This window comes from Nonomuraea sp. NPDC004354, assembly GCF_053602555.1.
The window spans coordinates 56,600-82,175 of record NZ_JBSGDV010000011.1 but is presented as its reverse complement, the minus strand read 5'-3'; the positions used below and the strand labels follow the sequence as shown (position 1 = coordinate 82,175).

At 72.7% G+C, this 25,576-nt stretch carries 24 protein-coding genes; 9 read left to right on the top strand and 15 right to left on the bottom strand.

Annotated features, from left to right (window positions below):
* The first annotated feature begins 365 nt into the window (after window positions 1–365).
* Window positions 366–1,310 carry an MBL fold metallo-hydrolase gene (locus tag ACWENQ_RS27440; protein WP_449927083.1) on the top strand — a complete coding sequence of 315 codons (945 nt, stop codon included), beginning with the start codon at window positions 366–368 and terminating at the stop codon, window positions 1,308–1,310.
* Entirely contained in the window at window positions 1,289–2,821 is a 1,533-nt protein-coding gene (locus tag ACWENQ_RS27435; RefSeq protein ID WP_452416842.1) for an FAD-dependent monooxygenase, read from the top strand. Before ACWENQ_RS27440 ends, ACWENQ_RS27435 begins: the two co-directional genes overlap by 22 nt.
* On the opposite strand, the gene ACWENQ_RS27430 is transcribed toward ACWENQ_RS27435, so the two are convergent.
* From ACWENQ_RS27430 to ACWENQ_RS27420, 3 genes are all read right to left on the bottom strand, one after another.
* On the bottom strand, window positions 2,803–3,042 hold the full coding sequence (locus ACWENQ_RS27430) for a DUF6343 family protein (protein ID WP_449926903.1): 240 nt from the start codon (window positions 3,040–3,042) through the stop codon (window positions 2,803–2,805). The genes ACWENQ_RS27435 and ACWENQ_RS27430 overlap by 19 nt on opposite strands.
* Window positions 3,043–3,064: 22 nt before the next feature.
* Window positions 3,065–3,763, bottom strand: a complete 699-nt coding sequence (locus ACWENQ_RS27425; protein ID WP_354918985.1) for a maleylpyruvate isomerase family mycothiol-dependent enzyme — start codon at window positions 3,761–3,763, stop codon at window positions 3,065–3,067.
* Window positions 3,764–3,937: 174 nt separating this feature from the next.
* A complete protein-coding gene (locus ACWENQ_RS27420; RefSeq protein WP_354918982.1) occupies window positions 3,938–4,660 on the bottom strand; it encodes a hypothetical protein in 723 nt (240 codons plus the stop codon).
* Between the two features lie 188 nt (window positions 4,661–4,848).
* Between ACWENQ_RS27420 and ACWENQ_RS27415 the strand changes: the two genes are divergently transcribed.
* The 4 genes from ACWENQ_RS27415 to ACWENQ_RS27400 are packed head-to-tail and all read left to right on the top strand — an operon-like array spanning window position 4,849 to window position 7,845.
* Window positions 4,849–5,742 (top strand): sugar kinase, encoded by an 894-nt coding sequence (locus ACWENQ_RS27415; protein ID WP_452416840.1) that lies wholly within the window; start codon window positions 4,849–4,851, stop codon window positions 5,740–5,742.
* 57 nt (window positions 5,743–5,799) lie between these two features.
* On the top strand, window positions 5,800–7,071 hold the full coding sequence (locus ACWENQ_RS27410; RefSeq protein WP_452416838.1) for an MFS transporter: 1,272 nt from the start codon (window positions 5,800–5,802) through the stop codon (window positions 7,069–7,071).
* A 52-nt stretch (window positions 7,072–7,123) separates the two neighbouring features.
* Window positions 7,124–7,492 carry a hypothetical protein gene (locus tag ACWENQ_RS27405; protein ID WP_449926913.1) on the top strand — a complete coding sequence of 123 codons (369 nt, stop codon included), beginning with the start codon at window positions 7,124–7,126 and terminating at the stop codon, window positions 7,490–7,492.
* Between the two features lie 11 nt (window positions 7,493–7,503).
* Complete coding sequence (locus tag ACWENQ_RS27400; protein ID WP_354918970.1) at window positions 7,504–7,845, top strand: YbaB/EbfC family nucleoid-associated protein; 342 nt, start codon at window positions 7,504–7,506, stop codon at window positions 7,843–7,845.
* On the opposite strand, the gene ACWENQ_RS27395 is transcribed toward ACWENQ_RS27400, so the two are convergent.
* The 11 genes from ACWENQ_RS27395 to ACWENQ_RS27345 form a co-directional block, all read right to left on the bottom strand.
* Entirely contained in the window at window positions 7,842–8,717 is an 876-nt protein-coding gene (locus ACWENQ_RS27395; protein WP_449926917.1) for a WXG100-like domain-containing protein, read from the bottom strand. The two genes, ACWENQ_RS27400 and ACWENQ_RS27395, sit on opposite strands and share 4 nt — an antisense overlap.
* Window positions 8,718–8,785: 68 nt before the next feature.
* The gene (locus tag ACWENQ_RS27390) at window positions 8,786–9,967 is read right to left on the bottom strand and encodes an MFS transporter (RefSeq protein WP_452416836.1); all 1,182 of its coding nucleotides are present in this window, start codon (window positions 9,965–9,967) and stop codon (window positions 8,786–8,788) included.
* A complete protein-coding gene (locus ACWENQ_RS27385; RefSeq protein WP_452416835.1) occupies window positions 9,967–11,112 on the bottom strand; it encodes a YcaO-like family protein in 1,146 nt (381 codons plus the stop codon). Before ACWENQ_RS27385 ends, ACWENQ_RS27390 begins: the two co-directional genes overlap by 1 nt.
* Before the next feature lie 32 nt (window positions 11,113–11,144).
* Complete coding sequence (locus ACWENQ_RS27380) at window positions 11,145–11,267, bottom strand: hypothetical protein (RefSeq protein WP_449926922.1); 123 nt, start codon at window positions 11,265–11,267, stop codon at window positions 11,145–11,147.
* Between the two features lie 51 nt (window positions 11,268–11,318).
* Window positions 11,319–12,275 carry a hypothetical protein gene (locus ACWENQ_RS27375; RefSeq protein WP_452416834.1) on the bottom strand — a complete coding sequence of 319 codons (957 nt, stop codon included), beginning with the start codon at window positions 12,273–12,275 and terminating at the stop codon, window positions 11,319–11,321.
* Window positions 12,272–14,695 carry an AAA family ATPase gene (locus tag ACWENQ_RS27370; protein ID WP_452416833.1) on the bottom strand — a complete coding sequence of 808 codons (2,424 nt, stop codon included), beginning with the start codon at window positions 14,693–14,695 and terminating at the stop codon, window positions 12,272–12,274. The genes ACWENQ_RS27375 and ACWENQ_RS27370 overlap by 4 nt, the downstream gene beginning before the upstream one ends.
* Window positions 14,695–15,834, bottom strand: a complete 1,140-nt coding sequence (locus ACWENQ_RS27365) for an exonuclease SbcCD subunit D (RefSeq protein WP_354918949.1) — start codon at window positions 15,832–15,834, stop codon at window positions 14,695–14,697. The genes ACWENQ_RS27370 and ACWENQ_RS27365 overlap by 1 nt, the downstream gene beginning before the upstream one ends.
* Before the next feature lie 10 nt (window positions 15,835–15,844).
* Window positions 15,845–17,596 carry an ATP-binding protein gene (locus ACWENQ_RS27360; RefSeq protein WP_452416831.1) on the bottom strand — a complete coding sequence of 584 codons (1,752 nt, stop codon included), beginning with the start codon at window positions 17,594–17,596 and terminating at the stop codon, window positions 15,845–15,847.
* Window positions 17,597–17,714: 118 nt separating this feature from the next.
* Complete coding sequence (locus ACWENQ_RS27355; RefSeq protein WP_449926934.1) at window positions 17,715–18,401, bottom strand: helix-turn-helix domain-containing protein; 687 nt, start codon at window positions 18,399–18,401, stop codon at window positions 17,715–17,717.
* A gap of 60 nt (window positions 18,402–18,461) precedes the next feature.
* Window positions 18,462–19,187 carry a ThuA domain-containing protein gene (locus ACWENQ_RS27350; RefSeq protein WP_452416829.1) on the bottom strand — a complete coding sequence of 242 codons (726 nt, stop codon included), beginning with the start codon at window positions 19,185–19,187 and terminating at the stop codon, window positions 18,462–18,464.
* Entirely contained in the window at window positions 19,075–20,310 is a 1,236-nt protein-coding gene (locus ACWENQ_RS27345; RefSeq protein ID WP_452416828.1) for an MFS transporter, read from the bottom strand. The genes ACWENQ_RS27350 and ACWENQ_RS27345 overlap by 113 nt, the downstream gene beginning before the upstream one ends.
* Window positions 20,311–20,394: 84 nt before the next feature.
* Here ACWENQ_RS27345 and ACWENQ_RS27340 point away from each other — a divergent pair, with 84 nt between their 5' ends.
* From ACWENQ_RS27340 to ACWENQ_RS27330, 3 genes are all read left to right on the top strand, one after another.
* Window positions 20,395–21,336, top strand: a complete 942-nt coding sequence (locus ACWENQ_RS27340) for a LysR family transcriptional regulator (RefSeq protein WP_452416978.1) — start codon at window positions 20,395–20,397, stop codon at window positions 21,334–21,336.
* A gap of 295 nt (window positions 21,337–21,631) precedes the next feature.
* A complete protein-coding gene (locus ACWENQ_RS27335; RefSeq protein ID WP_449926942.1) occupies window positions 21,632–22,060 on the top strand; it encodes a PepSY domain-containing protein in 429 nt (142 codons plus the stop codon).
* Window positions 22,061–22,241: 181 nt separating this feature from the next.
* A complete protein-coding gene (locus tag ACWENQ_RS27330) occupies window positions 22,242–24,734 on the top strand; it encodes a heparinase II/III domain-containing protein (protein WP_452416826.1) in 2,493 nt (830 codons plus the stop codon).
* On the opposite strand, the gene ACWENQ_RS27325 is transcribed toward ACWENQ_RS27330, so the two are convergent.
* Window positions 24,691–25,554, bottom strand: a complete 864-nt coding sequence (locus tag ACWENQ_RS27325) for a 3-methyladenine DNA glycosylase (protein ID WP_452416824.1) — start codon at window positions 25,552–25,554, stop codon at window positions 24,691–24,693. The genes ACWENQ_RS27330 and ACWENQ_RS27325 overlap by 44 nt on opposite strands.
* Between the last annotated feature and the right edge of the window lie 22 nt (window positions 25,555–25,576).

The following is a 25,576-nucleotide window of genomic DNA, read 5'->3' as shown; positions in this document are numbered from 1 at the left end:
CTCAGCACTCGCGCGACGCTGACCAGCAGCTGTCCCACTCGCATACCGTTTCCGCCCATTGGCACCCCTAGCAAGATCGTTCTCATCGACAACGGCTGTCCGGCGGTTCCTCAGCCCCGTGGTCCGCGGGGCCCGACCTCGCCGCGGGCAGGCAGATGTCCGAGAGCAGCCACACCGACGTCTATCCCGCCGCCAATGCCAACGACGGCAACCAGGCCACCTACTGGGAGTGCGCCGACAACACCTTCCCGCGACCAGGTCATGCTCAAGCTGCCGAACGGCTGGCCGAGCCGTACCCGGACGCGGGACGGGTTCCGGCGGGACGGGGCGGTGGCTTGCCGCGCGGGCGGGGTAGAGATCCCGGTATGCGCGCGTTCGCCTCGTCCGCCGACCTGACGGACAAGACCCAGACCCTGGAGATCGTCGGCGAGGGCGTCTACGCGCTCACCGCCGAGGGCGACCCGAACGTCGGCGCCGTCGAGGCCGACGACTTCCTGATCTGCTTCGAGGCCATGGCCACCCCGGCCGCCGCCCGCCAGTGGCTGGAGCGGCTGCGCGAACACACCGACAAGCCCGTCCGCTACCTGGTCCTGTCGCACTACCACGCCGTCAGGGTGCTGGGCGCCTCGGCGTTCGGCGCGGACGTCATCGTCGCGCACGAGAACACCAGGTTCCTCATCGAGGAACGCGGCCTGCAGGACTGGGAGTCGGAGTACGGCAGGATGCCGCGCCTGTTCAAGGATCCCGGCTCGATCCCCGGCCTGACCAGGCCGACGCTGACCTTCACCGACACGGTCCGTATCGACCTCGGCCGGGGCAGGTTCCTCGAGCTCCGGCACCTCGGCAGGGGGCACACCGAGGGCGACATCGTGGCCTGGCTGCCGGACCAGCGGATCCTGTTCGCCGGCGACCTGGTCGAGGCGCGGGCGGCCCTCTACACCGGCGACGCCTTCCACCGCGAGTGGTCGACGACCACGCTCGACCGTGTCGCCGCGCTCGGCGCCGCGACCCTGATCGGCGGACGCGGGGCGGTCACGTGCGACGTGCCGGCGGCGATCGGGCAGACCCGTGACTTCCTCGAGGTGATGCTGCGCGAGGTCGGTGCGGTCCACCGGCGGTCGGGCACGCTGAAGGAGGCGTTCGAGGCCGCCCACGCCGCGCTGGCGCCCCGGTACGGCCGCTGGCCGATCTTCGAGCACTGCCTGCCGTTCAACGTCTCCAGGCTCTGGGACGAACTGGACGGCGTCGAACGGCCCATCATCTGGACGGCGGAACGGGACAGGGCGGTATGGAACCAGCTCCAGTCGTGATCGCGGGGGCCGGCCCGGTGGGGCTGGCCACGGCCCTGCTGCTGGCCAGATGGCGGGTGCCGACGGTGGTGCTGGAGGCGGCGGCCCGCCGCGACCCCACGGGCTCGAAGGCGATCTGCTTCCAGCGCGACGTGCTCGACATCCTCGACCGGGTCGGCGTCGCCGCCCCGATGGTCGCCGAAGGCGTCACCTGGACCACCGGCCGCACCTACTTCCGCGAGCACGAGCTGTTCTCGGTGACCTTCCCCAGGGCGGAGGTACCGCCGTGGATCAACATCTCGCAGGCGCGGGTCGAGGAACTGCTGTGCGCCCGCGTCGCCGCCGAGCCGCTCGTCGACCTCAGGTACGGCAGCGCGGTGATCGGCTACCGCGAGGACGCGGACGGCGTCGACGTTCTCACCGGCGACGGGCCGGTGCGCGGCAGCCACCTGGTCGGGGCGGACGGTCCGCGCAGCGCCGTACGCCGGCTGGCCGGGATCGGCTTCCCCGGCCGGTCGTTCGCCGACCTGTTCCTCATCTGCGACATCAAGGCCACGCTGCCCTTCCCCAGCGAGCGGCGCTTCTACTTCGACCCGCCGTGGAACCCCGGACGGCAGGTGCTCGTGCACCAGTGCCCCGACTCGGTGTGGCGGATCGACTGGCAGGTGCCGCCCGGCTTCGACCCCGGCACGGCCGACGTCGACGCGATGATCAGGCGGATCACGGGCAGCCTGCCGTACGAGATCGTGTGGTTGACCGTCTACCGCTTCCACTCGCGGGTGGCGGCCGCCTTCGGGCGGGGGCGGGTGTTCGTGGCCGGCGACGCCGCCCACCTGTTCGCGCCCTTCGGCGCGCGGGGCCTGAACTCGGGCCTGCAGGACGCCGAGAACCTCGCGTGGAAGCTCGCTCTGGTACGGCGGGGCGCCCCCGCCGCGCTCCTGGACTCCTATGACGTCGAACGGCGGGCCGCCGCGCTGGTCAACCTGGCGGTGACCGGCAGGACGATGGAGTTCCTGGTTCCGCAGAGCGCCGAGCAGTGGGAGTGGCGCAGGCAGGTGCTGGAACGAGCAGTGCGCGACCCGCAGGCGCGGCGGTCGATCGACTCGGGGAAGCTGGCCGAGCCGTACTGGTACGTCGACTCGCCGCTGACGACACCCTCCCCCGTGCCGGTACCGGCCGAACCGGGGGCGGCTCGGCCCCCGGTGCCCGGCGTGATCTGTCCCGACGCGCGGGTGCCCGGCGGGCGGCTGCGGCAGCGCTTCGGCCCCGGCTTCACGGTGCTGGTGGCGCGCGCGGACCGCGTGGAGCCGGCCGCGGCGGCCGTGGCCGGAGTCGCGCCCGCCGAGGTGGTCGCGCTCCCCGGCCTGGGCCTGGACGCGGGCCTGCTCGACGCGGGTGCCGACAGCGTGCACCTGGTCAGGCCGGACGGGCATCTGGCGGCCGTACTGCCTGCCTTCTCCGCCGCCGGCCTGGCCGCCGCGCTCCGCAGGGCGACGGGCAGGGCGACGGGCGATCAGCGGCGCGTGCGGTGATAGTGCAGCACCCCCAGGTCGATGGCGGCGAACAGGGCCACCGCCGCGGCGATGGCCGTCTCCCACCACCAGACCTCCCGGCCCGTGCGCATCGCCAGGACGGTGAACACCACCGTTCCGACGAGCGCCAGGGGCAGCGCGACACTCGACATGATCGTCCTGGCACGCAGCGGGCTCCGCGCGCTGACGGGCTCCGTGCCCTCAGGATGCCGCTGCCACATGACCGCTCCTCTCCGGCTCCTCTCACGCCAGGCAGCGCAGCGCTGTCGCGATCCTCTGGTCGACCGCGTGCTCCGGAGTCGTCCTGCCCACGGTGGCCTCGACGAACGCGGGGAACGACAGGCTGTCGCTGGCCCCGTCGGTGTACACCCACACGTGGTCGGCCATCGTCTCCACCTGCACCTTCGCACCCTGCTCGGCCAGCACCTGCCTGGCCAGCTGCAGCCGCCACCAGGTGCGCTGGTCGCGTTCGTCGTCCGAGACGGGCGCGCCCACGTCGTCGGCGTGCGTGGCGTACTCGGAGTCGTAGTGGTAGGTCTGCATGTCGACCGGGTACGGCCCCGCGGACGTCTGCAGGACGCCTTCGCGGCCGAGGGCGCGCATCCGCTCGCGGGTCTCCCCGTTCTTGGTCCGCCACTCCTCCAGCACCTGCTCGACGGGCAGTTCGCGGCGCTGCTCGACGCACCACTGGTTGAACTGGTCGAACCCCTTGACACCCTCGCGCTCGACCAGGTCGAAGAACCCCTCCACGTCGCCGTCGAGGCAGGCGTGGTTGTAGAGCTCCTCCCCCGCCAGGTGCGCGAGCACGTCACGCACCGACCAGCCGGCGCACCGGGTCGGCCGGTCCCACTCTTCCTCGTCGAGCGAGGAGAAGAACCTGTCGAGCCTGGCCGCCTCGGTGTCGAAGATGTCGAAAGGATCGAATTCCTTCAACTGCTCCATACCGAGAGCGCTACCCCGGCTCCGGGCCGTCACGCCTGCCGGCGGGCACTCACCGCAGGTAGGAGCCTCGGGCTCGGCGATGCCCCGCATCGTCGCGCGAAAAAGCCGGCCCGCGTGCGCGCGGACCGGCTTTCTCAGTGGTGCTCAGTGGTACTCAGCCGAGCTCAGTGGTGCTCAGTGGTGCCAGCTGTAGACGCGGACCCAGTCGGTACGGCTCTCCGAACCGTTGGTCTCGTCGTCACCGTCGTAGACGGCCTTGAACGTGCCGCTCTTCCAGGCGCGGGTCTTGGCGCTGAACTTGCCGCCCCACCGGGTCTCGGTGCTCGTGACGTACTTCCAGCCGCTGGAGCCGTTGGCGCGGAAGTAGATCTCGACCTCGCCGCCGCGCAGGCCGTCCCAGCCCTCGTCGTCGACCTGAAGGCGACCGGAGAACCAGATGCTGCGGCCCTTCTTCACCGGGTCGGGGTTGGCCCTGAAGCTGGTGATGCGGGTGTCGGCCTTGCCGCCCTTCACCTCGACGTCGAAGGTGGCCTTGTCGCGGTCGGTCTCGCCGCCCTTGGTGGCGGTGGCGATGGCGCGCCACTTGCCCTCGTCACCGGAGCTGAAGGGGACCGTGAACTTCCAGTTGTCCCCGTTGGGGATGACACTGACGTTCTTGGCCGCGAACGTGCGGATGTCGCTCACCGGCTCGACCCTGAGCTCGACCTTGGCGTCCTTCGTGGCCTCGACGAAGAACGTGGCCGTCGTCTCGCCGCCCTTGGCGACGACGACGGGGTCGGGCTGGATGTCGTGGATCTGGACGTCAAGGGTGGTGCGAGCCTGAGCGGCGGTGCCGCCGGTGACAAGCAGAGCGCCACCCATGGCGGCGGCGATGAGGCCTGCTGCGATCTTCTTCATGAGGGTGCTGATTCCTCTCCCCGTGTTGATGGGGTCAGGCTCGGGATTGCCCGACCCCCTCTACCACTTAGAGGCACACTAACGAGAAAAGGTTGACTCGAGAGAGGGGAAAGTTTTGCTCACAAAACGATCATTTGTGTGACCTGGGATTCTGATGTGAAAAATTATGATTCTGTAGTGTTGATCACATGAGTGACGTCTACACGATGGGCGAGCCCCTCGGTGTGGTGTCCAGCGGCCGGATCCGCCACGACGGCGAGGCGCGCATCGACGTGGGCGGACCCGAGCTCACCCTCGCGATCGCGCTGGCCAGGCTGGGTCACCGGGTGAGCTTCCTCGGCAAGGTGGGCGCCGACGAGCTGGGCGCGCGGATCACCACGGTGCTGCGCGGCGAGGGCGTGGACGTCTCGGACATGCGCGAGGACGGCACCGCGCCCACCGGCCTGCTGTTGAAGGAGTCGAGAGTCGGCCATGATCCCCGCGTCACCCATTACCGCGTCAGGTCGGCGGGCTCGCGGCTGTCACCGGGAAACGTGCCCATCGACAGGATCGCCGCCTCGCGCCTGCTGCACATCACCGGAGTGACCCCCTCGCTCGGCCTGGACCCGCGCGACGCGGTCGAGACCGCCGTCGGCGCCGCCCTGACCGCCGGGGTCCCCGTGTCGATGTCCGTCGACTACCACGCCGCACTGTGGCCCTCGCTCACCGAGGCCGAGGAGGTGCTGGGCGCGCTGGCGCGCAGGAGCTCGCTCCTGTTCGTGCGGCAGGACGAGCTCGACCTGGTCAAGCCGGCCCTCACTCCCGACAGGGAGGTCGTCGTCACGCGCGGCCCGAAGGGCGCCAGCGTGCGCTCCGGCGGAGTCCGCTACGACGCGCCCGCGCTGCCGGTGCCGGTCGTCGACACCATGGGCGCCGGGGAGGCGTTCGCGGCCGGGTACCTCAGCGCCGTGCTCGACGGGCTGACCCCGCAGGAGCGGCTCGGCAGGGGCGCCGCGCTCGGCGCCGCCGCGGTGACCAGCGCCAGCGACTGGCAGGGTCTGCCCACCCGGGCCGAGCTCGATGGCGGGATCCGGACCTCGTAACGCGGGGTCCGAATCCCGCGAGCCGGGCCGGGCACCGGCGCAGCAGGCTACGGAGCCGTGCTGCTTCGTATCGATGATGTGCGTCGCGACTTCGGCCTGCTGTGGGCAGGGCAGTCGCTTTCCCTGTTCGGCGACCAGTTCATGAAGCTGGCGCTGCCGCTGGTGGCGGTGACCGCGCTGGACGTGTCGCCCGCGCAGGCGGCGTTGCTGCCGTTCGCGCTCTTCCTCCCGTTCCTGCCGCTCGGCCTGCCCGCCGGGGCGATCGTGGACCGGCTGCCGCGCCGTACGGTGATGCTGGTCTGCGACGGTGTCCAGATTGCCGCGTTCGGCGCTGTCTGGGGGTTGCTGGCCACGGGTGCGCTGACCTTCCCGCTCCTGCTCGGGCTGGTGCTGGTGAGCGGCTGCGCGGTGGTGTTCTTCCAGGTGGCCTACTCCTCCTACCTGCCCTCCCTGATCCGCGACCGCGAGCGCCTGCACTCCGGCAACGCCCGCCTGGCGCTGTCGGAGTCGGTGTCCAACACGGTGGGCCCGATGGCGGCGGGCCCGCTCATCCAGGTGCTCGGCGTGGCGGGCGCGGTGGCCGCCAACGTGCTCAGCTTCGCCGCGTCGGTGCTGTCGCTGGCGTTGATCAGGCACCGGGAGCCGGTACGGCAGGCCCCCGCCCGGGAGCGCGGCTGGCTGCGCAGGGACATCGTGGAGGGCCTGCGCTTCGTGGCCGGCCACCCCCTGCTGGAGCCGATCATCGCCTGCGGCACCAGTTACGTGCTCTTCCTGTCGATGCTCGAGACGAGCCTGGTGCTCTACTGCCGCGACGTGCTCGGCCTGTCGCCGCAGTGGATCGGCGTGGTGCTGGGCGCCGCGGCGGCGGGCCACCCCATCGGCACCCTCGCCTCGGCGCGGCTGGTACGCCGGTTCGGCGCGCCGCGCACGCTGGTCGGCGCGGCCGTCGTGTCGGTGGCGGGCATCGTGTCCATGCCGGTGCTCGGCACCACGGTGGGCGCGGCCGGGCTGGTCGCGGCGAGCATCCTGCACTGTGTGGGCGAGGGGGCCTTCAACCCGACCTCGCTGACGCTGCGGCACACGGCCGCCCCCGCCGCGCTTCTCGGCCGGGTCGGCGCGGTGCACCGCTTCCTCATCTGGGGCGCCGTGGCGGTCGGCGCGCTGCTGTCCGCCGCGGCCACCGCCCTGGCCGGGCTGTCGGCCGCGGTGTGGATCGGCGCGCTCGGCACGGCGCTGTGCCTGCCCGCCCTGGTACGGCGGGGCGTGCGCGCCGCCGCGTTCGGCCGGAGGGGCGCGATGTCCTTGCGCGACGGTTTGCCAACCGAGTGATTAACCTATTAAAAAGGTAGGCAATACAGAACATGTTGTCGGAAAGGACTCCATGCCCCCGGACGAGCCCGCCCCCTCCGGCGCGCGACCGACCACGACCGATGCCCACTTCTCCTCCTTCGAGAGCGCCGCGAAGGCCTTCGCCGACGAGCACGACCTGTTCGGCGCCGACCTCACCGGCCTGGTGGCCGCCATCACCGCCATCGGCGACTTCGCCGGCGACGACGACAGAGGCGTGAAGTTCAAGCGCGACTACGTGAAGCACGCCACCGATGCCGCCACCTACGTCGAGGCGCTGCGGGACGCCTACCCGGAGATCGCCGCCCGCCTGCGCCTGTCGACCGTCAGTCTCGACGTGGCCACCTGGGCCACGATCAAGGCGACTCCGAAGGTGCCCGCACCGCCCACCTACCAGCCGTGATCGGAGTTCCCTTGACCGAGCCCACCATCGACACCGAGGTTCGCCGGCTGCTCGCCGACTTCGAGGCGGAGATGCGCCCCCTCCACGAGGCCAGGCAGCGCATGGCCGACGTCCGCGGCCACGGTGAGGCCGCGGACGGGCTGGTCCGCCTGGAGGTCGTCCCCGGCGGCGCCCTGTCCGGCCTGACGATCGATCCGCGCGCGATGAGGCTGGGCTCGGCGGCGCTGGCCGAGGCGGTGCTCGAAGCCGCGCGGGCCGCCGCGGCCGACGCCGCGACACGTGTGTCGGAGACGATCGACGACACCATGGCGCCCTACATCGAGGACGCCAGGCGCTTCTACGACTCCCTCTAGCCTCCCTGGCGGCTCCACCCCTTGCCGAGCTGCCCCGCGCCGACCAGGAACTTGCTGATCATCTGCTGCCAGGTCGGCAGCAGGCCGGCGGGGTCGTCGAGGATGTCGCCAGGCCGGTTCAGGGCGTTCGCGGTCACCGTGAACACGCTCGACCCGGCCAGGAACACCACGTACTTCTGCAGGTCCGCGTTCTTCGGCAGGATCTTGTCGACGCCCACGCGCTTGAAGTTGGCCGGATCGATGCTGTAGAAGACCATGGCGGCGGCGAAGTTCTTGCCCATGGCGACGAGGTTGTCCTCCAGCGAGCCGATGTCGTCGCCGAAGGCGAGCTTGACGCCGTCCACGATGATCTGGTCGGCGATGGCGTAGAACAGGCTGCCCGAGACGTACTCGGCCAGCCTGAGCAGGAGCTTGGCCTGCACCTTCCGCATCGCCCTCCGCGCGAACCAGGTCGTCATCCCGCCGATCTCCGGCCAGGCCATGAACATCAGCATCTCCAGGTAGGAGATGATGGCCATCTGGAGGACCTTGCGCTGGGTGTCGTCCAGCACGTCGGCGTAGTCGTCGCACACCTTGGCCAGGCCGCGCGCGTAGGCGGAGACCTGCGGCGGGTACGGCTTGAGCCGATCCCGCCAGTAGGCCTCGAACGCGTCGACGCCCTCGCCCGTGTTGGTCTTCCACACCGCCTCGGCGACCTCGTCCATGTCGCGCAGGCTGGTGTCGACGCGCGCGGCGATGCGCCGCCACACCGCCGCCACCTCGCGGGCCTTGCCGGGGTCGCCCTCTGGCCACTGGACGAGCAGCATGATCCCGACGAAGGTCGTGATGCTCATGCTGCCCAGGGGATAGACCGTCAGGCGACTGAGGGCCACGCGTCCTCCATTTTCCCTATATTTCAGGTTTGTTCAGTAGCTTATATCCTTCCGAATCAAAGGACCGGTCAGCCGAGGGACATCCGGGTGGAGGCGCGGACGGCGTGCAGCCCGGACAGCACGACGCACACGACCACCACCAGCAGCAGCAGGCGATGGTCGATCAGGGTCACGACGACGGCGCCCGCCGCGACGGACAGCAGCTGCCCGCCGCCGCTCAGGGCGTCGAAGGCGGTGGAGACGCGCCCCACCACCTCGTTGGGGCTGCGGCGCTGGAGCAGGGTGCGGACGGCGACGCCGGCGAGGGTGAGGCTGATCCCGGCCAGCGCCATCGAGGCGACCATCGCGGTCTCGGCAGGCACCAGCCACATGCCGATGGCCACGCCGTACAGGGCGATGCCCGCGCCGACCATGCGCAGCTCGCCGAGCCTGTCGACCAGACGGGCCACCACGAAGCCGGCGGCGATGGCGCCGACGCCCATGGCGGTGGAGGTGACGGCGGTGAACTCCGGCGGGCGGCCCAGGCCCTCGATGACCGCGAAGATGATCGACTCGGTCAGCCCGGCGGCCAGGAACATCAGCACGAACGCGGTGACGGCCGGGCGGATCGTCCGCTCGTGCCTGATGTGCCGCAGCCCCGCGGTGAACTCCTCCCGCCAGTGGCCCGGCGGACGCCGCGCCCCGCGGGCCGGCGCCGGGAGCACGGCGAAGGCGACGGCGGCGAGGACGAAGGTGGCCATGTCGAAGGCGACGGCCGCCCACAGCCCCGCACTGGTGTAGACGGCCACGCCGAGCAGCGGGCCGAGCAGCCTGGCCCCGTGGCGGGTGGTCTGCAGGGCGTTGTTGGCCTGCGCCAGCAGCGCGTCGGGCAGCATGGTCTTGAGCAGGCCGCTCAGCGCGCCGAAGATCACGGTGTAGGAGCAGCCCATCGCGGCCGACACCGGGTAGACCAGCCAGTAGGTCGCCCGGCCTGTCACCAGGGCCAGCGGCAGCAGCGCGACGGCCGAGACGAGACAGGCCCCGACGAGAAACCGCCGCCGGTCCACCCGGTCGATCACCATGCCGAAGAACGGCGCGAAACACATCGGCGCGGTGAAGAAGAACAACGCCAGCCCCGCGGCCCCGTCGGAGCCCGTCATCTTCTTCGCCAGAATCGACGGAATGAGCAGCAGGGAGGCGTCCCCCAGCAGACTCGCGGCCATTCCGAAGAACACCAGCCGGAAATCCCGGCGGCCGAGAACGGCACGCATCAAACCAACCGGCGCATGGCCCGGCCCGTCGGCAGGACGGGAATCGCGTTGTGCACCATGGAGAAGGTGTCCATCCCGGGAACGACGACCGTCACGACCGGGCAGCCGGGGCCGCCGGGATTCCACCGGAACAGGTAGGCCGACAGCCCCGCGGCGGCCAGGGTGTCGAGGACGAGCGCGATCTGCGCCTCGACGCCGGCGGTGGCCGGCGCGTCAGGAGGGGCCCCGGTGTACGTCAGCCGCTCCCGCAGGGGCGCCGGGTCCACCCGCGCGCACCTGTCGAGCAGCGGCCACGGCCGCAGCGACTCCAGCCTGCGCTCCAGGGTGAGGTCCACGCCGAGCGACATGTTGAAACGCGACTGCGCCAGCTCGGTCACCGCCCGCTCGATCGCGTACGCGGGGTCGAGCGACGCCCCCGACCCCAGCACGCCAGGCGGATCACCGGCCGCGACCGGCAGCGCGCAGTAGGCGGGAATCCCCAGATCGGAGGTGATGTCCAGGACCAGAGCCGCCTCGTGCGGCACGGCGGCGATCGGCCCGTCGCCGAGATACCAGTCGAGCAGGGCGTGCGAGAGCGCGTCCCTCTCGACGACCTCCAGCAGGCCGTGCAGCACCGCCTCGTTCTCCGTCACGCCCGTGGCGGTGCCGCTGTCGTAGGCGTAACGCAGGTACGGCACGTAGCCCCGCAGGTCGTCGCCGGGAATCGGATGCTCCCTGCAGGCGGGCGACCTGGTGAAGGCCGGGTACCACAGCGGCCGCCCACCGGTCAGCGGCTCCAGCAGCAGGCAGGCCGGCGAGGCGGAGGGAAAGTCGCGGCCGAGCCTGGCGAGCATCTCGTCGCCCCCGATCCCCTCCTGGTCCAGGACGGCGGCGACGGGAAGCACGCGGACGCGCTCGGTGTCGAAGGGAAGCGCGGCCTGGCCGCGCTCGTGCTGGAGATGCTGCCACGCCTCGAAGAGAGCGCTCGCCCTGCTCTGTTCGCCACGCCCCTTGCCGAGCGACTCGGCCACGATCTCGCCGGAAGGGGCGAGGACCGAGCAGCGGTGGACGGGAAACTCCGACGTGCCGGCGGACACCAGTTCCACCGACAATCCCGCGTCCCTGAACAAGGACTCGATGATGCCGAGCGAATCGGCGAGGCTCACCTCGCGCTCTCTCCGGGCGCGCGAATCCACGGTCAGCGGACCGTGAACGACTCGTCGAGCAGCACCATTTCCGCGAGCGTGAGCGAGAATTCGTCTTCCAGGACGGAGGCACCTGGCTTGAGCAGGGTCACGCCGTCGGAATTGCTGTTTCCCATGACGCTCCTTTCTCGTGTTGATCACCACCGAAACACGAGAAAGGAAGGCGGTCAAGAATGGGCGGCGGTGCGCAGGGCGCGGTAGAGGAGTTTGGGATCCCCGAGGCGATGGCGCAGCAGCTTCTCCAGGCCGCCGATCGGCACGAGGTTCTGCGGGGCGCGCGGATCCTTGTAGTCGACCCCGGCCAGGGCGGGCAGCACGAGCGTGAGCGTGTCGGCCAGCCGTACGACCTCGTCGCGGGGCAGGTCCGCGCCTGCCTCGCAGCGGGCGATGCCCGCCCACGGCGCGGCCGAGCGGACGGGCAGCCGCACGTACCAGGCGTGCCGCCGCCAGCTGGTGCCCATGAGGAAGACCGGGGTGCGCTGGCCAGGCGCGAGCGCCGAGACCACCGCGCTCTGCGGGCCCGGCAGGTAGGCGGTGTGGTGGGTCTTGATGTAGCCGACCGTGCGCGGCAGATGGGTGCGCCCGCGCAGGGGCCCGTCGACCAGCAGCAGGTCGTCGGTCCGCGAGCGGTACCTGACCGCCAGGTCGACCTCCAGCTGCGTGACCTGCCGCTGCAGGGCCAGCGACAGCTCGTCCATGCTCGGCCCCGAGGCCCGCTCCGCCCGGTAGGTCGCGTGCGGTGTCTTGACCTCCGGCGTGTACGGCGAGGCGCTGAACAGCGACCTGCCCACCTCGAGGGCCGCGAGCGTCGCCCCCGAGGGTCCGCACTCGACGATCCCGGCCGCGTAGGAGGCGGCGATGCCCGGGATCGGCATCGGCGAGGAGGGATCGTGCACCCACACGCGCGCGTCGACCCTGCGGACCCCGTCGGCGATCAGCAGCGCCTGCGGCGCGGTCGTGCCGGGCGACGGGTCGACCGGCTTCCAGTCGGCCGCGTCGCGCTCGATGTCGAGGACCAGCTCGGCGCTCGTCGGGCCCAGCTCGGCCAGCGCCTCGACGGCCAGCGCCGCCGCGTAGCCGGGGTCCCAGGGATCGACGGTGAACTCCGTCACGGACGCCGTCATGCTCCCACCCTCCGCAGGTGCGACCCCTTGGCGTCGCGGCCGATCTCGAACCGCACGGGCACCCGGTCGGCCAGCGCGGGAACGTGCGTGACGACGCCGACCATGCGGTCCTGTCCCGCCGCCAGGCGTTCGAGGGTGGTGGCGACGGTGTCGAGAGTGGCGGGGTCGAGGGTGCCGAACCCCTCGTCGAGGAAGATCGAGTCGAGGCTGCGCGCCACGGTGCCCGACAGCGCGAGGGCCAGGGCGAGGGCGGCCTGGAAGGTCTCGCCGCCCGACAGCGTGCGCGCGCTGCGCCGCATGCCCGCCTCGCCGTGGTCGATGACCTCGATGTCGCCCTTGCCGCCGAGGGTCAGCTCGTACTGCCCGTCGGACAGCTCGCGCAGCGTGTCGGAGGCGGTCACGACCAGGAGCTCCAGCGCCTCGGCGCACAGCCACCGCTCGAAGGCGTTGGCGCGCAGGAGCAGGGTCAGCTCGTGGGCGACCCTGGCCTCCTGCTCCTTCTCGGCGGCCAGCGCCTCGAGCGCGCGGGCGCGCTCGCGGTCCTCCCTGACCCGGTCGAGCCTGCTCTCGGCGCGGGCGACGGCGGTGGCGAGGGCCGCGCCGATCTGGTCGGGCCCCGCCTGGGCCGGGACGGCGATCTCGTGCTCGGCCAGCAGCCCGGTGAGCCTGGCCCGTTCCTCGGCCCGGCTGGTCTCCGCGCGGGAGAGTTCCGCCTCCCGTTCGGTCAGCGCGACTCGGGCCGCCCGCCCGGCCTCGTCGCGCCAGGCGATCAGCGCGCTCCAGGCCCGGTGCAGGTCCTCCCGGTCGACGGGAGGAGGAGGGGTGCCGTCGGGGTGCGCGCCGAGGGTGAGCACGCCGTCACGGGCCTGCTCCAGCTCGCGCCACGCCTGCTCCGTCCGGCGCCGCGTGCTGTCGGCGGTGCGCTGGGCCTGCTCCAGCCTGGCCCGGCCGGCCCGTACGGCCTTGCGCGCCTCGGCCACGGCCGCGTCGGCCTTGCGCACGGCGGTCATGCGCTCCTCCAGGGCGGTCCGCTCGCTGGGCGGCGGCAGCTCGGCCAGCCTGGCCGCGAACGCGGCGACCTGCGAGTCGAGCATGGCGGCCTCGGTCTCGGCCTTGCCGAGGCCGGTCCTGGTGCGCTCGGCCTCCGTCCTGGCGGCGCGCAGCGCGCGCTCGGCCGCGCCGACGTCGGCGAGCGCGGGATGGTGCGGCAGCTCGGTCAGCGGGCGCAGGCAGGTGGGGCACGGCTCGCCGACCGACAGGCGGGCGGCCAGGTCGGCGGCGGTGTGGGCGTCGCGCAGCCGGTCACGCTCGCGCTCGGCGGCGGCCAGCGCCTCCGTGGCACGGCGCGCCGCCTCCGACAGGCCCGGCAGCGCGTCACGGACCCGGGCGGCCGCGGTCGTGGCCTCGCCGGCCGCGGCGGTCACCCGCTCCCGCTCGTCGAGGGCGGCCAGGCGGTGGGCGATCGTGTGCCGGTCGCCGAGCGCCGCCAGCTCGTCGTGGGCCCGGTGCTCGGCCGCCTCCAGCGCCGCCACCTCCTCCGCGAAGGCCGTCACGGTCGCCGCGGCCTGCCGGGCGCTCTCGGCGAGCGTCGGCACCTCCTGCGGCATCAGCAGCGACTGCAGCGCCTTGACCCGGACGGCGACCGCCTCGCGGTCGGCCGCCGCCCTGCGGATCTCCTCCTCGCGGGCGCGCAGCAGGTCGAGGTCGATCCGCTCGGCGAGCGCGCGCAGCGTGGCGACCTGGTCGGCCGCCGCCCGCTCGGCGTCGGCGTCGGCGCCGGACAGCTTGCCGAGCTGGTCGCGGGCGAAGGCGGCGGCCTGCTTGCTCGCCTCCTCCTCGCGGACGGCCCGCTGCCTGATGCGCTCGTAGACGTCGGCGTCGAGGAGCTGGACCAGCAGGTCCTGCCGCTCGCGCGGCGCGGCGTGCAGGAACTCGGCGAAGCGGCCCTGCGGCAGCACCACGCACTGGGTGAAGAACTTGTACTCCAGGCCCGTGACCCGCTGCACCTCCGGGGTGACGGCGTCGCCCTCGGCGACCGGCCGCAGCACCGCCGCCAGCACCTGCGCCAGCTCGCCCGTGACGGCGGGGTCGAGCTCGTCGAGCCTGGCCTCCTTGGTGCGGACGGTGCCCTTGGCGTCGCGCTGGAGCGCGCGGACCACGCCATGGCGGCGTCCGGCGCTCTCGAAGACCAGCGCCACCTTGCCCGCGGCGGCCGAAGGCGCCAGCGCGTGGGCGATCACGTTCTCCTTGCCCCAGCGCGGCACCGTGCCGTACAGCGCGAAGCAGATCGCGTCGATCACCGTGCTCTTGCCCGCGCCGGTCGGGCCGACCAGGGCGAAGTAGTCGATGTCGGAGAAGTCGATCGTGACGGGCGCGCGGAAGCTGCCGAAGTTCTCCAGGTGCAGCAGGAGCGGTCGCATCAGCCGGTCACCTCGTCGTAGAGCCGGTCGAACAGCCCGGCCACCTGGTCGTCGTGGCGTCCGGCGCTGGTGAGGTAGTCGCGGAACAGCTCGCGCGGGCTGCGCGAGGCGGTCGACGCCTTCGGTACGGCCCGCACCGGCCGGAACCGCTCGTCGAGCGCCACGTCGAGCGCACCCGGCAGCAGCTCCCGCACCGTGTCGGCCAGCCCCGGGCGCGGTTTCTCCTCCACGATCACCTTCACCCACGCGTCGCCGAGATCCATGGCCTCGAGCTGCTCCAGCGTGCCGGTGACCGTGCGGAGCGTCCTGGCCTGCCTGAACGTCACCTCGCGCACGACCGCCGGCCGTCCCGGTGAGACGTCGACCAGCAGCGCGCCGGGGGTGTTGGCCTCCTCGCCGAAGTCGACGGCGAGGGGCGAGCCGCTGTACCAGATCGGGCACGGCCCGGCGATCTGCTGCCTGCGGTGCAGGTGGCCGAGCGCGGCGTACTGGGTGGCGGAGGGGAACGCGGTGGCCTCGAAGTAGTAGGAGAAGATCGACTGCGCCTCCCGCTCGCCGCCGCCGAACGCCCCGCCGGGCAGCGTGCCGTGGGTGGCCACGATGTTGACGGTGTCGGCCTGGAAGGGGGCGGTCAGGGCGCCGAGCAGCTCGCCGATCCTGGCGGCGTAGTCACGGTTGTGCTCGGCGGGGGTGCCCGTCAGCACCTCGGCCGCGCGCACCACGTACCGGTGGGACAGGAAGGGCAGGACGGCCAGCCGCACGGGCTCGCCGGTCCTGGCGGTGAAGGACAGCGTGCCTCCCCTGTCGGGGCGGCGGAAGGCGCCGACGACCTGGATGCCGAGCGCGCCGAGCACCGGCCGGTAGACCTCGAGCAGCTGCGGGTTGTCGTGGTTGCCGGCCAGCACCACCACGTCGCGCCCGTCCTCGCGCAGCGCCATCAGCGCGGGCATGACCAGCGCCTGCGCCTCCGGGGTGGGCGCGGAGGTGTCGAAGACGTCGCCGGCGACGATGACGGCGTCCACGTTCTCCTCGCGGGCGGTCGCGACCAGTTCCCTCAGCACGGCGCGGTGCTCGTCGATGCGGGAGCGGCCTTTGAGCACCTTGCCGACGTGCCAGTCGGCGGTGTGCAGGATCTTCATCGGGCTCCGATCAGAACGGCGGGATGTCCTCTTCTTCGACCAGTCCGTGGAACGGGTCCTCACTCGCCGGTCTGATCGGCACCGCCTCCGACGGCCGGGTGGCCCAGGCGGGGAAGGGGAAGGCGACGGCGAGCGGCACCGGGATCTCCGGCTGGGCGACGAACATGGTGCCCGGCTTGGCGATCGTGGCCCGGTCCCTGACGGCCGGCGGCAGCCAGCCGTACTCCGAGCGGCCCGCCTCGGCGGGATCGAGGCGGCCCGCCACGCGCACCGCGCTGTTGGAGACGATGCGGCGCTCCACCTCGGAGGCGGTCTGCTGGGCGCCGATGAGGATCACGCCCAGCGACCGGCCGCGCTCGGCCACGTCGAGCAGGATCTCCTTGATCGGCGAGTCGCCCTCGCGGGGGGCGTACTTGTTGAGCTCGTCCAGCACGACGAACAGCAGCGGCCTGGCCGTGCCCGAGCTCTCCTTCCTGGCGAACTCGCCGCGCAGGACCACGCCGACGACGAACCGCTGGGCACGCTCGGGCAGGTTGTGCAGGTCGACGATGGAGACCTGCGCGTCGGACGTGCGGATCGAGTGCGGACGGCCGCCCGACACGTCGGCCCTGATGATCGGCGACAGCGGCCTGACCGCGCTGCGCAGGCGGCGCAGGAAGGCGTTGACGGTGCCGAGCGGGGTCTGGGCGCCCGCCCAGGTGACCCTGCTCGCTTCGTCCATGAGCTGGTCGCTGAGCAGCTCGACCAGGTCGGAGAACGTGCGGCACACCCCGCCCTCGGGCAGCTTGATCGCGCCGCCTTCCACCGGGACGGCCCACGCCGCCAGCCGCGCCGCGACCTGGCCGACGAGCAGGGAGTAGCCGGCCCGCTCGTCGTCGGCGTCGGCGAAGACGAAGCGGAGCAGCTCCTCCTTGCAGAACTCCTCGAGCGTCCAGTAGAAGGCGCTGACACCGTGGGTGCGGGCGGCGACGTGCGGGACCGCGTTGGGGTCGTTCGGGCGCGGAGGGGCGAAGACGTGCACGCTGCCGAACGGCTCGGCGGGCAGGCCCAGGCGCTCGTAGGCGGCGGCCGAGGCGGCGTCGAGCCGGCTGTTGGGGTGGTCGAGGAAGAGCAGGTCCTCGCCCTTCACCGAGAAGATCAGCGCCTTGGTGTTGGCGGCGTCGCCCTGCAGGACGCCCGAATGGAAGATCGAGTACAGCAGGAAGGTGGCGAAGGAGGTCTTGGTCGCCACACCCGAGACGCCCGAGATGGACACGTGGGCGCCGCGCGTGCCGTCGAGGAAGTCGAAGTTGACGAACAGCGGCTGGCCGTCGCGGCCCATGCCCATGGGGACGCGGCGCTCCATCACGTCGAAGTAGAGCGCCTGGTCGCGGTCGCCGGCGCCGGCACGGTAGACGATCTCACCGGGCAGCGGCGGCACGAACACCTCAGGCTCGACCCTGGTGACCCGCACCTCGGCCACCTCGACGACGGCGGCGGGCAGCGCGCCGTCGGCGATGAGGAAGACGTCGGAGTCGTAGGCGGCGCCCTCGTGCCTGGCCTCGACGGTCGCGACCACGCCCGCGACCAGCACCTGGCCGTAGCCGGGGACCTCCCTGCGGGTGACCACGACGTCGTCGAGCTGGACGACCCGGCCTGGTTCGAGGCCGATCCAGAAGGAGAGCGGGGAGGCCGCCTGCGTGCCGAGCACCCTGCCGACCGCCTCACCGGACGCGACCGTCCCAGGCATCGCCGTACGGCTCGCCACTCCGTTCTCGATCACTCAGCCCCTCCGCCCCATAACGCCCTCAACCGCAGCGTAATGGGGTTGGGGGTGTGGGTTCGGCATCTTCCACGGGTCCGGCGGGTTTCCGCGCGGTCGCGCCCCCGCCGATCCGGGGTCAGGAGTCCTCGGGCGAGACCATGACGTAGCCGAAGTTCGGCGGCTTGCCGACGGCGCGTTCGAGCTGGCGGAGCACCTTGCGGGGCTCGTCGTTCGGGCCCACGACGTAGAACGGCCTGCCGTCCCTGCCGAAGGTGACGGTCCCGGCGATCTCCTCCTCGCCCAGGTGGCGGGCGAGCGGCGCGAAGTCCTCGATCGGGTCGAGGCCGAGGCTCCTGGCGTACTCGACCGAGCCCAGCACCAGCTCCCTGGCCAGCTCGAACGGCGCCTCCTGCCAGCCGGGGAAGTCGGAGAAGAAGTAGTCGCGGAAGCGGCGCAGCTCGCGCTCGTCCATGACGTCGGGGCCGACGGTGTGCCTGACGCCCAGGCAGTAGGTGTCGACCAGGTAGCCGCAGACCACGTACTTGTCCCAGCCGTGCCGGCGGGCGACCAGCACGCAGACGGTGCCGTTGGTGCCGTGCTCCTCCGGGGCCTCGTCGACCCACCCCGGCGCGGTGAGGCCGACGCTCCAGCCGGTGGTGACCCAGCTCCCGGCCACCTCCCCCATCTCCTCGGCGGGGGCCTCGGCCGCGACCGCCCGCACCAGCGGCGCCACCTTCGACGGCGGTACGCCCAGCGCGCGGGCGATCTCCTTGGGCGACTTGCCCTGGCCGCGCAGTTCGCGCACCTTGTCAATCAGCTCCATAAGGATGGGACTTTATCCGCTCCCCTCCGATCACCGGCCCGAGGGCGGGCGACCGGCGCCCTACCAGGTGATCGGCGTGTGGACGTTGCGCAGCGGCTCGCCCGCCCCTTCGGCGGGCGCCGCCCACAGCACGGCGTTGGCCAGCACCCGCAGGACGCCCTCGTGGTAGAAGACCGGGTACTTCTGGTCGCCCGGGCTGAAGTAGAAGATCCGTCCCTTGCCCCTGCGGTAGCAGCAGCCGGCCCGGAAGACCTCGCCGCCGGTGAAGGAGCTGATGAAGACCAGCTCGTCAGGGGTGGGGACGCCGAACGGCTCGCCGTAGGTCTCGTGCTGCTCGATGACGAGCGGGTTGGGCACGCCCGCCGCGATCGGGTGCGCGGGGTCGACCGTCCACACCAGCTCGCGCTCTCCCGCGTCACGCCAGGTCAGCGTGCAGGTCGTGCCCATCAGCGCGCGGAAGATCCGGGAGAAGTGCCCCGAGTGGAGCACCAGCAGGCCCATGCCGCCCAGCACGCGCTCGTGGACGCGGGCGACCACCTCCGCCGAGACCTCCTCGTGGGCGGCATGGCCCCACCAGGTCAGCACGTCCGTCTCGGCGAGGACCTTCTCGGTGAGGCCGTGCGCCGGCTCGTCCATGGTCGCGGTCCGCACCGCGACCCGTTCGCCGAGCCGGTCACGCAGCCCGGCGGCGATCGCGCCGTGCATCCCCTCCGGATAGCGCAGCCGGACGTCCTCCTCCCGCCGCTCGTGCACGTTCTCGCCCCACACCGTGACGTTGATGGCCACGCCGCCTTCTCCCTTCGGTCAGCACTCCGGTCATCGCCGCCAGCAACCACGCGGCGGTGAACCCGACCAGCCAGCTCCAGCCTGCCCTGCCGTACACGATGCTGCCCAGCGTGCCACCGACACTGCTGCCCACGTAGAAGAAGAGCGTGTACATGCCGGAGACGTGGCCGCGGGCGCCTTCGGGGGCCTCGGCGGCCGCCCAGCCGTTGGCGACGGCGTGCGCGGCGAAGAAGCCGCCGGTCAGCACCACCAGCCCGGTGACCACGAGGGCCAGGGAGTCGGGGATGGTCAGCAGCGTGCCGAGAACGGTGACCAGGAGCGCGGCGACGAGGACCGGGCGCTTGCCGTACCTGGCGACGAGCCGGCCGGCGGCGCCGGAGGACAGCGTGCCCATGGCGTAGGCGAGGAAGACGAGGGAGGCGACGGCGGGGGCGAGGCCGAGCTCGCGGATCAGCCTGAACCCGGCGGCGTTGTAGACGGCGACGAAGGAGCCCACGCCGGCGGCGGCCACGCCGTACTGGGCGAGGAGCACGGGGCGGCTGAAGGCGGCCCGCAGGCCGCCACCCGGTCGGACCCGCGGGCGCGGGGGCGTGGGCGGCAGCGTGAGGGCGGCGACCGCCGCGCAGACCGCGCAGACGCCGCCGACGACGGCGAGCGCGCCGTGCCAGCCGAGCGGTTCGGTGACCAGCCCGGCCACCAGGCGGCCGGCCATGCCGCCGACCGAGTTGCCGGCGATCATCGCGCCGACCGCGGTGGCCACCCCCGCCGCGCCCAGCAGGTCCATCAGGTACGCCGCGGCGACGCCGGGGAAGCCCGCGATGGCCACGCCCTGCAGGGCCCTGAGCACCAGCAGCGTCTCGAACGTCGGCGCCAGCGGCAGCAGCAGGCCGAGCACGGCGGAGGCGATGACGGAGACGAGGATGATCCGCCGCTTGCCGACGACCTCCGACAGCGCGGCGACGGGCAGCACGGCGACGGCCAGCGCGCCGGTGGCCACCCCGACCGCCAGCGAGGCGCTTCCCGGGTCGAGGTGGAACTCAGCGGCGAGCTGAGGCAGGACGGGCTGCGGCGCGTAGAGCAGGGCGAAGGAGGAGATGCCCGCGGCCGCGACGCCGACAGCCACTCGAGGTGCGATAGCCACGAGTACGAAACTAAGCAACGCTAATAAATACGTCCAATACCGCAATATGCGAAAATTCATACCGTGATGCATGAATGGGCGCCGAACCTCGAACTGCTGGCCGCGATCAAGGAAACCGAGCACGTGACCAGGGCGGCGGAACTGCTCGGCGTACCCCAGCCGACGGTGAGCAGGCGGCTCGCCGCGCTGTCGGAGGCGGCCGGCACCCCGCTGGTCGTCCCGCACGGCAGAGGCGTCAGGTTGACCAGGGCCGGTCGCACCCTCGCCGACGCGGCGGTCCGCGCGCTGGCGGTCATGGCGACGGGTGTCCGGGAGGTGCGGGAGGAGATCGACCCCGGCAGCGGCCGGATCGTGCTCGGCTTCCTGCACCTGCTCGGCCGCTCTCTCGTGCCCGCGCTGGTGGGCGGCTTCCGCGAGCGGCGTCCGGGGGTGCGCTTCAGCCTGGTGCAGGGCTCGCGGCAGGACATCCTGCGGCGGCTGCGCGAGGGCGAGATCGACCTGGCGTTCGTCGCGCCGCTCCCCTCGGGCGACGCCGAGCTGACCGGCACCCCGCTGGCCCGGCAGGAACTGGTGCTCACCGTCCCCGCCTCGCACCGGCTGGCCCGCCGCCGCCGGGTACGCGCCGCCGAACTGGCCGACGAGGACTTCGTCACGCTGGAGCAGGGGTACGGCGTGCGCCAGATCACCGACGAGCTGTGCGCCGCCGCCGGCTTCCGGCCCCGGATCACCTTCGAGGGCCAGGAGTCCGACACCGTGCGCGGACTGGTCGGCGCGGGACTCGGCGTCGCGCTGCTGCCCGGCTACGGGGTCGCGCCGCTGCCGGGCGTGGTCGAGATCCCGCTGTCGCCCGCCGTGTTCCGCACGATCGGCATCGTCAGGCCCGCCCAGCTCACCCCTGTGGTGCGGGCCTTCCACGCGCACGTGGTGGCGGAGACGCGCGACGTCGGGCCCGAGTTCAGCCCCCTGGCGGAGAAGGGGAGCCGTTCCCGCGCAGCCGGCCGACCATGAGGTGAACGGTCGCCGGGCTCGTGTTGTCTCCCCTCTGGGCGTGGCTTTACGACGATCCGGGCAGTCCACCCATATGACTGGGTCAAAACGGACAAAAGCCATCATCGGTGCCGGAGTTGCGGGTGCGGCCCTGCTCGCGGCCGCCGCATGCGCCGGCACGCCGACCGACGCCGCCAAGGCGGCGCCCGCACCCGCCGTCGGAGGCGCCGTCGCCGGCCTCGCGTCGCCGACGATGCCCCCCGAGCCCAGCCCCGGCGAAATGAGCCCCGGGGAGCCGAGTCCCGGAGTCGGCGGCATGGAGGACATCACCCGGGCGGGCACCGCCGCCATGGACGCCGTCGAGGGCGGCACGGTCGTCTCCCTCGAGGCCGAGGAGAACGGCAAGATCTGGGAGGTCGAGCTGGCCGAGAAGAACGGCACCGAGCAGGAGCTCGAAGTGGACTCCTCAGGAAAGGTCGTCTCGGGACCCACGGCCAGGGAAGGCGACGCCGAGGACAAGGCCAAGCTCCTCGCCCTCGTCAAGGGTGCCGAGCTCACCTACCAGGACGCGGCCGAGAAGGTGGCCGCCGCGGTGCCCGAAGGCAAGATCACCGAGCTGAAGCTCGACCGGCACAAGGGCGCCGTGGTCTGGGAGTCCGACGTCGTCGGGTCGGACGGCACCAGGCACCAGATCAGGGTCGACGCCAAGGACGGCACCGTGACCAAGAGCGGCCAGACGAGCTGAGAGCCCACACCGCACACCCGACGCCCTGATGCGCCGCGCGCCTCCCCCACGCGCGGCGCTGCCACCGCTGCCCCGCGTCTCCCGTGCGGCCGGGCGCCTCCGTGCAGCCGGAGATCGCCGGATGGTCGCCGGATGACCGGCGGCGCGGCGGGCAGGACGGGAGGGTGGGCAGGATGGGGAGATGAGCGCCGCGTACACGCCCGCGTGGCCCGCGATCCGGCGCAGGCTGGAGACCAGGCCGTGGGCGGCGGAGATCCTCACCGCCATCAGATCGGACTTCACCCGCTGGTCGCGCGACCTGGTCATCCCCGGCCCCGACCAGCCCTCGGCGTGGACGCACCACTACTTCTGCGACGCCGACGGCGCCCCCCTGGTGTTCGACGCCGCCACGCCCGCGCGGCACGCCTGCTCCGCCTGCGACCGGGTCTACCGGGGCGAGCCGTGGGACGGCGCGTGGCGCACCACGATGCACGACGCCGCGGCCGTCCAGGCCCAGCGCGCCGCCCTGCTCGTCCGCCTGTCGGACACCGCCGCGGAGGCCGCCGCCGAACTCGAACGCCTCGCCGCCGCCTACGCCCGCCACTACCTCTCCTACGAACCCCACGGCGGCAACGCGGGCCAGGGCCGGGTCCAGCCGCAGTCGCTCGACGAGGCGGTCTGGGCCGTCGGCCTGCTGCGCGCGCTGCGCTGGGCGGGCGACGTGCTCAGCCCCGCCACCTCCGCCGCCGTCGACGCCATGGCGAGCGCCATCGCGGATCTGCTGCGCCCGCAGGCCGGCATGGTGCACAACATCCACTGCTGGCTGCTGGCCGCGCTGGCCGAGTGCGCCGCCCGGCTCGGCGACCGGAACCTGACGGAGTGGTGCCGCGACGCGCCCTTCGGCGCGGAAGCCCAGGTCATGGAGGGCTTCCACCCGGAAGGTCTCTGGTACGAGATCAACGCCCACTACCACTACTACGCGGTCGCCGCCCTCCTGTCCTACCGCGAGGCCGCCGGACCCGAAGGACTGTCCGAGCGGGCGGCACGACGGCTCGCGCGCGCGATCGCCGCCCCGCCGTCGCTCGCCTACGCCGACACTCGCCTGCCCGCCTACGGCGACGGCTGGGCCGAGTGCCACGTCGGGGACTTCGCCGCCCAGGCCGAGGCGGCCTGCACGCTCCTCCCCGAGGCGGCGGTCGACCTGGCCCCCTACTACGAACGCCGCCGTCCCGGCCCGGTGCGTCCGTGGTTCGGCCGCCCCGACGCCCTGCCCGGCGGCGTGGAGGTCGGGTACCGCTCGTCCGTCGCCGCCCTGCTCTTCGGCCCGGACGAGGTGCCCGCGGCCTCACCGTCCACCGCCCCGGCCTCCGAAACCGACCGGAAACCAGCAGGCTCGTCCGCCGCCCCCGCCTTCGGAACCGACCGGAAGCCCGCGGGCTCGCCCGCCGCCCCGGCCTCCGGAACCAGCCGGAGTCCCGCGGGCTCGCCCGCCGCCGCCCGCGACTTCGCGCCGGACCGGGTGGCCGGGCGTCGCTCGTCCTTCGTGTGGCCGCACGCCGGGATCGGGGTGCTGCGCTCCCCCGCGGTACGGCTGGCGATGCGGTTCGGCCCCGACGCCGGCTGGCACGACCACCGCGACAAGCTCAACGTCGACGTCGAGACCGCCACCGGCTGGTACAGCCTCGACCTCGGCACCAGCGGGTACGGCTCGGCGTTCACGGCGTGGATGCGCTCGCCCCTCGCGCACAACGTGGCGATCGTCGACGGGGCCCGGCAGCCCCCGCACACGGGACGCCTGCTGGAGTCGTCCGAACGCCGTCTCGTGGCGGAGTCGGCGTGGGAGGGCAACGTGCTGCGCCGCTCGGTCGCGGTGACGGACGACGGGTGGACCGACGAGGTCACGGTCACGCTGCCCTCGGCACGGCGCATCGAATGGGCCTTCCACGGCGACGGCCTCTTCTCCCCCGACCCGCCCCGGGACCACCCCGCCGCCCCCTCCACCTGCCCACCCTCCGACTCACCCGACCCGACCCCGGACCACCCCGCCGCCCCCTCGACCCGCCCACCCTCCGACTCACCCGACCCGACCCCGGACCACCCCGCCGCCCCCTCGACCGGCCCACCCTCCGGTTCTCCCGCCCAGGGGGTTCGGGAGCCCTCGGCCTCCGCCCGCCACGGCCGGGAGCCCTCTTCCTCCCGGCCCGCGTGCGAGCCGCGTGATCCCAGCGACTCCGCCGCTCACTCCACCGGCGTCTCCTGCTCCTCCACGATCTCGCCCTCGGGCCCTTGCGACGCCGGCTCCAAGGTCCCCCGCGATGTCCGACCCGAGAACGTGGGCGCCGCCGGCTCCGCGAGCCCGCGTGACGCCCGACCCGGGAACGGTGGCGACGCCCGACCCGAGGGCCGTGACGCGGGCGTCCTCGGTCAGGAGGCGGCGGCGTTGCGTGATGTCCGCCGGCTCGCCGTCCCCGCCGACGGGATCCTGCGCGGCACCTGGGACTTCGACGGCGCCCCGCACCTCGCGCTCGCCGTGCCCGACGGGTTCGCGGCCTACGCCGCCACGGCGGAAGGGAACCCGAACGGACGCCCGCTCGGCCTGCTCATCCTGCGCGGGCACGCCGCCCGTGCCCGCTTCCGCGCGACCTTCACCGTCAGCGAGGGGCGCCGGCGAGCAGCCCCTGGCACAGCTCCATGAGAGTACGGCGCAGCGGCGCGGCCCGCTCGGCGAACCCGCGCTGGGCGGCCGCGTAGGCGACCCTGCCCTCGGGCGTCTCGATCGGGACGGGTGCGTAGCCGAGGGCGCTCAGGTCGTAGGGGCTGGCGCGCATGTCGAGCGTCCTGATGTCGCGGGCCAGCTCGAAGCAGTCGGCGACCAGCTCGCTCGGCACGAGGGGCGACAGCTTGTAGGCCCACTTGTACAGGTCCATGTTGGCGTGCAGGCAGCCGGGCTGTTCGAGCTCCACCTGGCGTTCGCGGGTCGGCCGCAGGGCGTTGAGCGGGCGTGCGGCCTCGGTGAAGAACCTGAAGGCGTCGAAGTGGCTGCACCGGGCGCCACGGCGCTCGACGACGGCGGCGATCTCCTCGGACGGCATGCGCAGCGGCTGCGCGGCGTGCCGTACCTGGTCGGCGGGCAGTTTGTAGACCATCGCCCACTCGTGCATGCCGAAGCAGCCGAAGTTGCCCTGCCGTGCGGCGGTCGCCGACAGCAGCGCGGCCGTCCACTCGACCATCGCGCGCCGCTTGTCCAGCAGCCGGTCGACGTCGACGGTGGCGCCCTCGCCGGTGTCGAGGTAGTCGGCTCCGTAGCCCTGGGCGTCGGCCAGCACGACGCCCGCTCCGGGATGCCACCTGCGCAGCCGCCCGGGGCGGTAGCCGTAGTAGTCGAACAGGAAGTCTTCGACCGGGTGGGCCCTGCCCTCCTTGCGGCGGCTCAGGTGCGGCCCGACCCAGGCGTCGACCCTCCGCTGATGCGCCTCGGCCCGTGCCTGCCACTCCCGCTTGTCGAGGATCCTCACGGCTTCATCGTAGGAACCTCCG

Coding starts and splice junctions, on each gene's coding strand:
- ACWENQ_RS27440 (WP_449927083.1), top strand. CDS start 366: ATGCGCGCGTTCGCCTCGTCCGCCGACCTGACGGACAAGACCCAGACC.
- ACWENQ_RS27435 (WP_452416842.1), top strand. CDS start 1,289: ATGGAACCAGCTCCAGTCGTGATCGCGGGGGCCGGCCCGGTGGGGCTG.
- ACWENQ_RS27430 (WP_449926903.1), bottom strand. CDS start 3,042: ATGTGGCAGCGGCATCCTGAGGGCACGGAGCCCGTCAGCGCGCGGAGC.
- ACWENQ_RS27425 (WP_354918985.1), bottom strand. CDS start 3,763: ATGGAGCAGTTGAAGGAATTCGATCCTTTCGACATCTTCGACACCGAG.
- ACWENQ_RS27420 (WP_354918982.1), bottom strand. CDS start 4,660: ATGAAGAAGATCGCAGCAGGCCTCATCGCCGCCGCCATGGGTGGCGCT.
- ACWENQ_RS27415 (WP_452416840.1), top strand. CDS start 4,849: ATGAGTGACGTCTACACGATGGGCGAGCCCCTCGGTGTGGTGTCCAGC.
- ACWENQ_RS27405 (WP_449926913.1), top strand. CDS start 7,124: ATGCCCCCGGACGAGCCCGCCCCCTCCGGCGCGCGACCGACCACGACC.
- ACWENQ_RS27390 (WP_452416836.1), bottom strand. CDS start 9,967: ATGCGTGCCGTTCTCGGCCGCCGGGATTTCCGGCTGGTGTTCTTCGGA.
- ACWENQ_RS27380 (WP_449926922.1), bottom strand. CDS start 11,267: ATGGGAAACAGCAATTCCGACGGCGTGACCCTGCTCAAGCCAGGTGCC.
- ACWENQ_RS27375 (WP_452416834.1), bottom strand. CDS start 12,275: ATGACGGCGTCCGTGACGGAGTTCACCGTCGATCCCTGGGACCCCGGC.
- ACWENQ_RS27370 (WP_452416833.1), bottom strand. CDS start 14,695: ATGCGACCGCTCCTGCTGCACCTGGAGAACTTCGGCAGCTTCCGCGCG.
- ACWENQ_RS27365 (WP_354918949.1), bottom strand. CDS start 15,834: ATGAAGATCCTGCACACCGCCGACTGGCACGTCGGCAAGGTGCTCAAA.
- ACWENQ_RS27355 (WP_449926934.1), bottom strand. CDS start 18,401: ATGGAGCTGATTGACAAGGTGCGCGAACTGCGCGGCCAGGGCAAGTCG.
- ACWENQ_RS27340 (WP_452416978.1), top strand. CDS start 20,395: ATGCATGAATGGGCGCCGAACCTCGAACTGCTGGCCGCGATCAAGGAA.
- ACWENQ_RS27335 (WP_449926942.1), top strand. CDS start 21,632: ATGGAGGACATCACCCGGGCGGGCACCGCCGCCATGGACGCCGTCGAG.
- ACWENQ_RS27330 (WP_452416826.1), top strand. CDS start 22,242: ATGAGCGCCGCGTACACGCCCGCGTGGCCCGCGATCCGGCGCAGGCTG.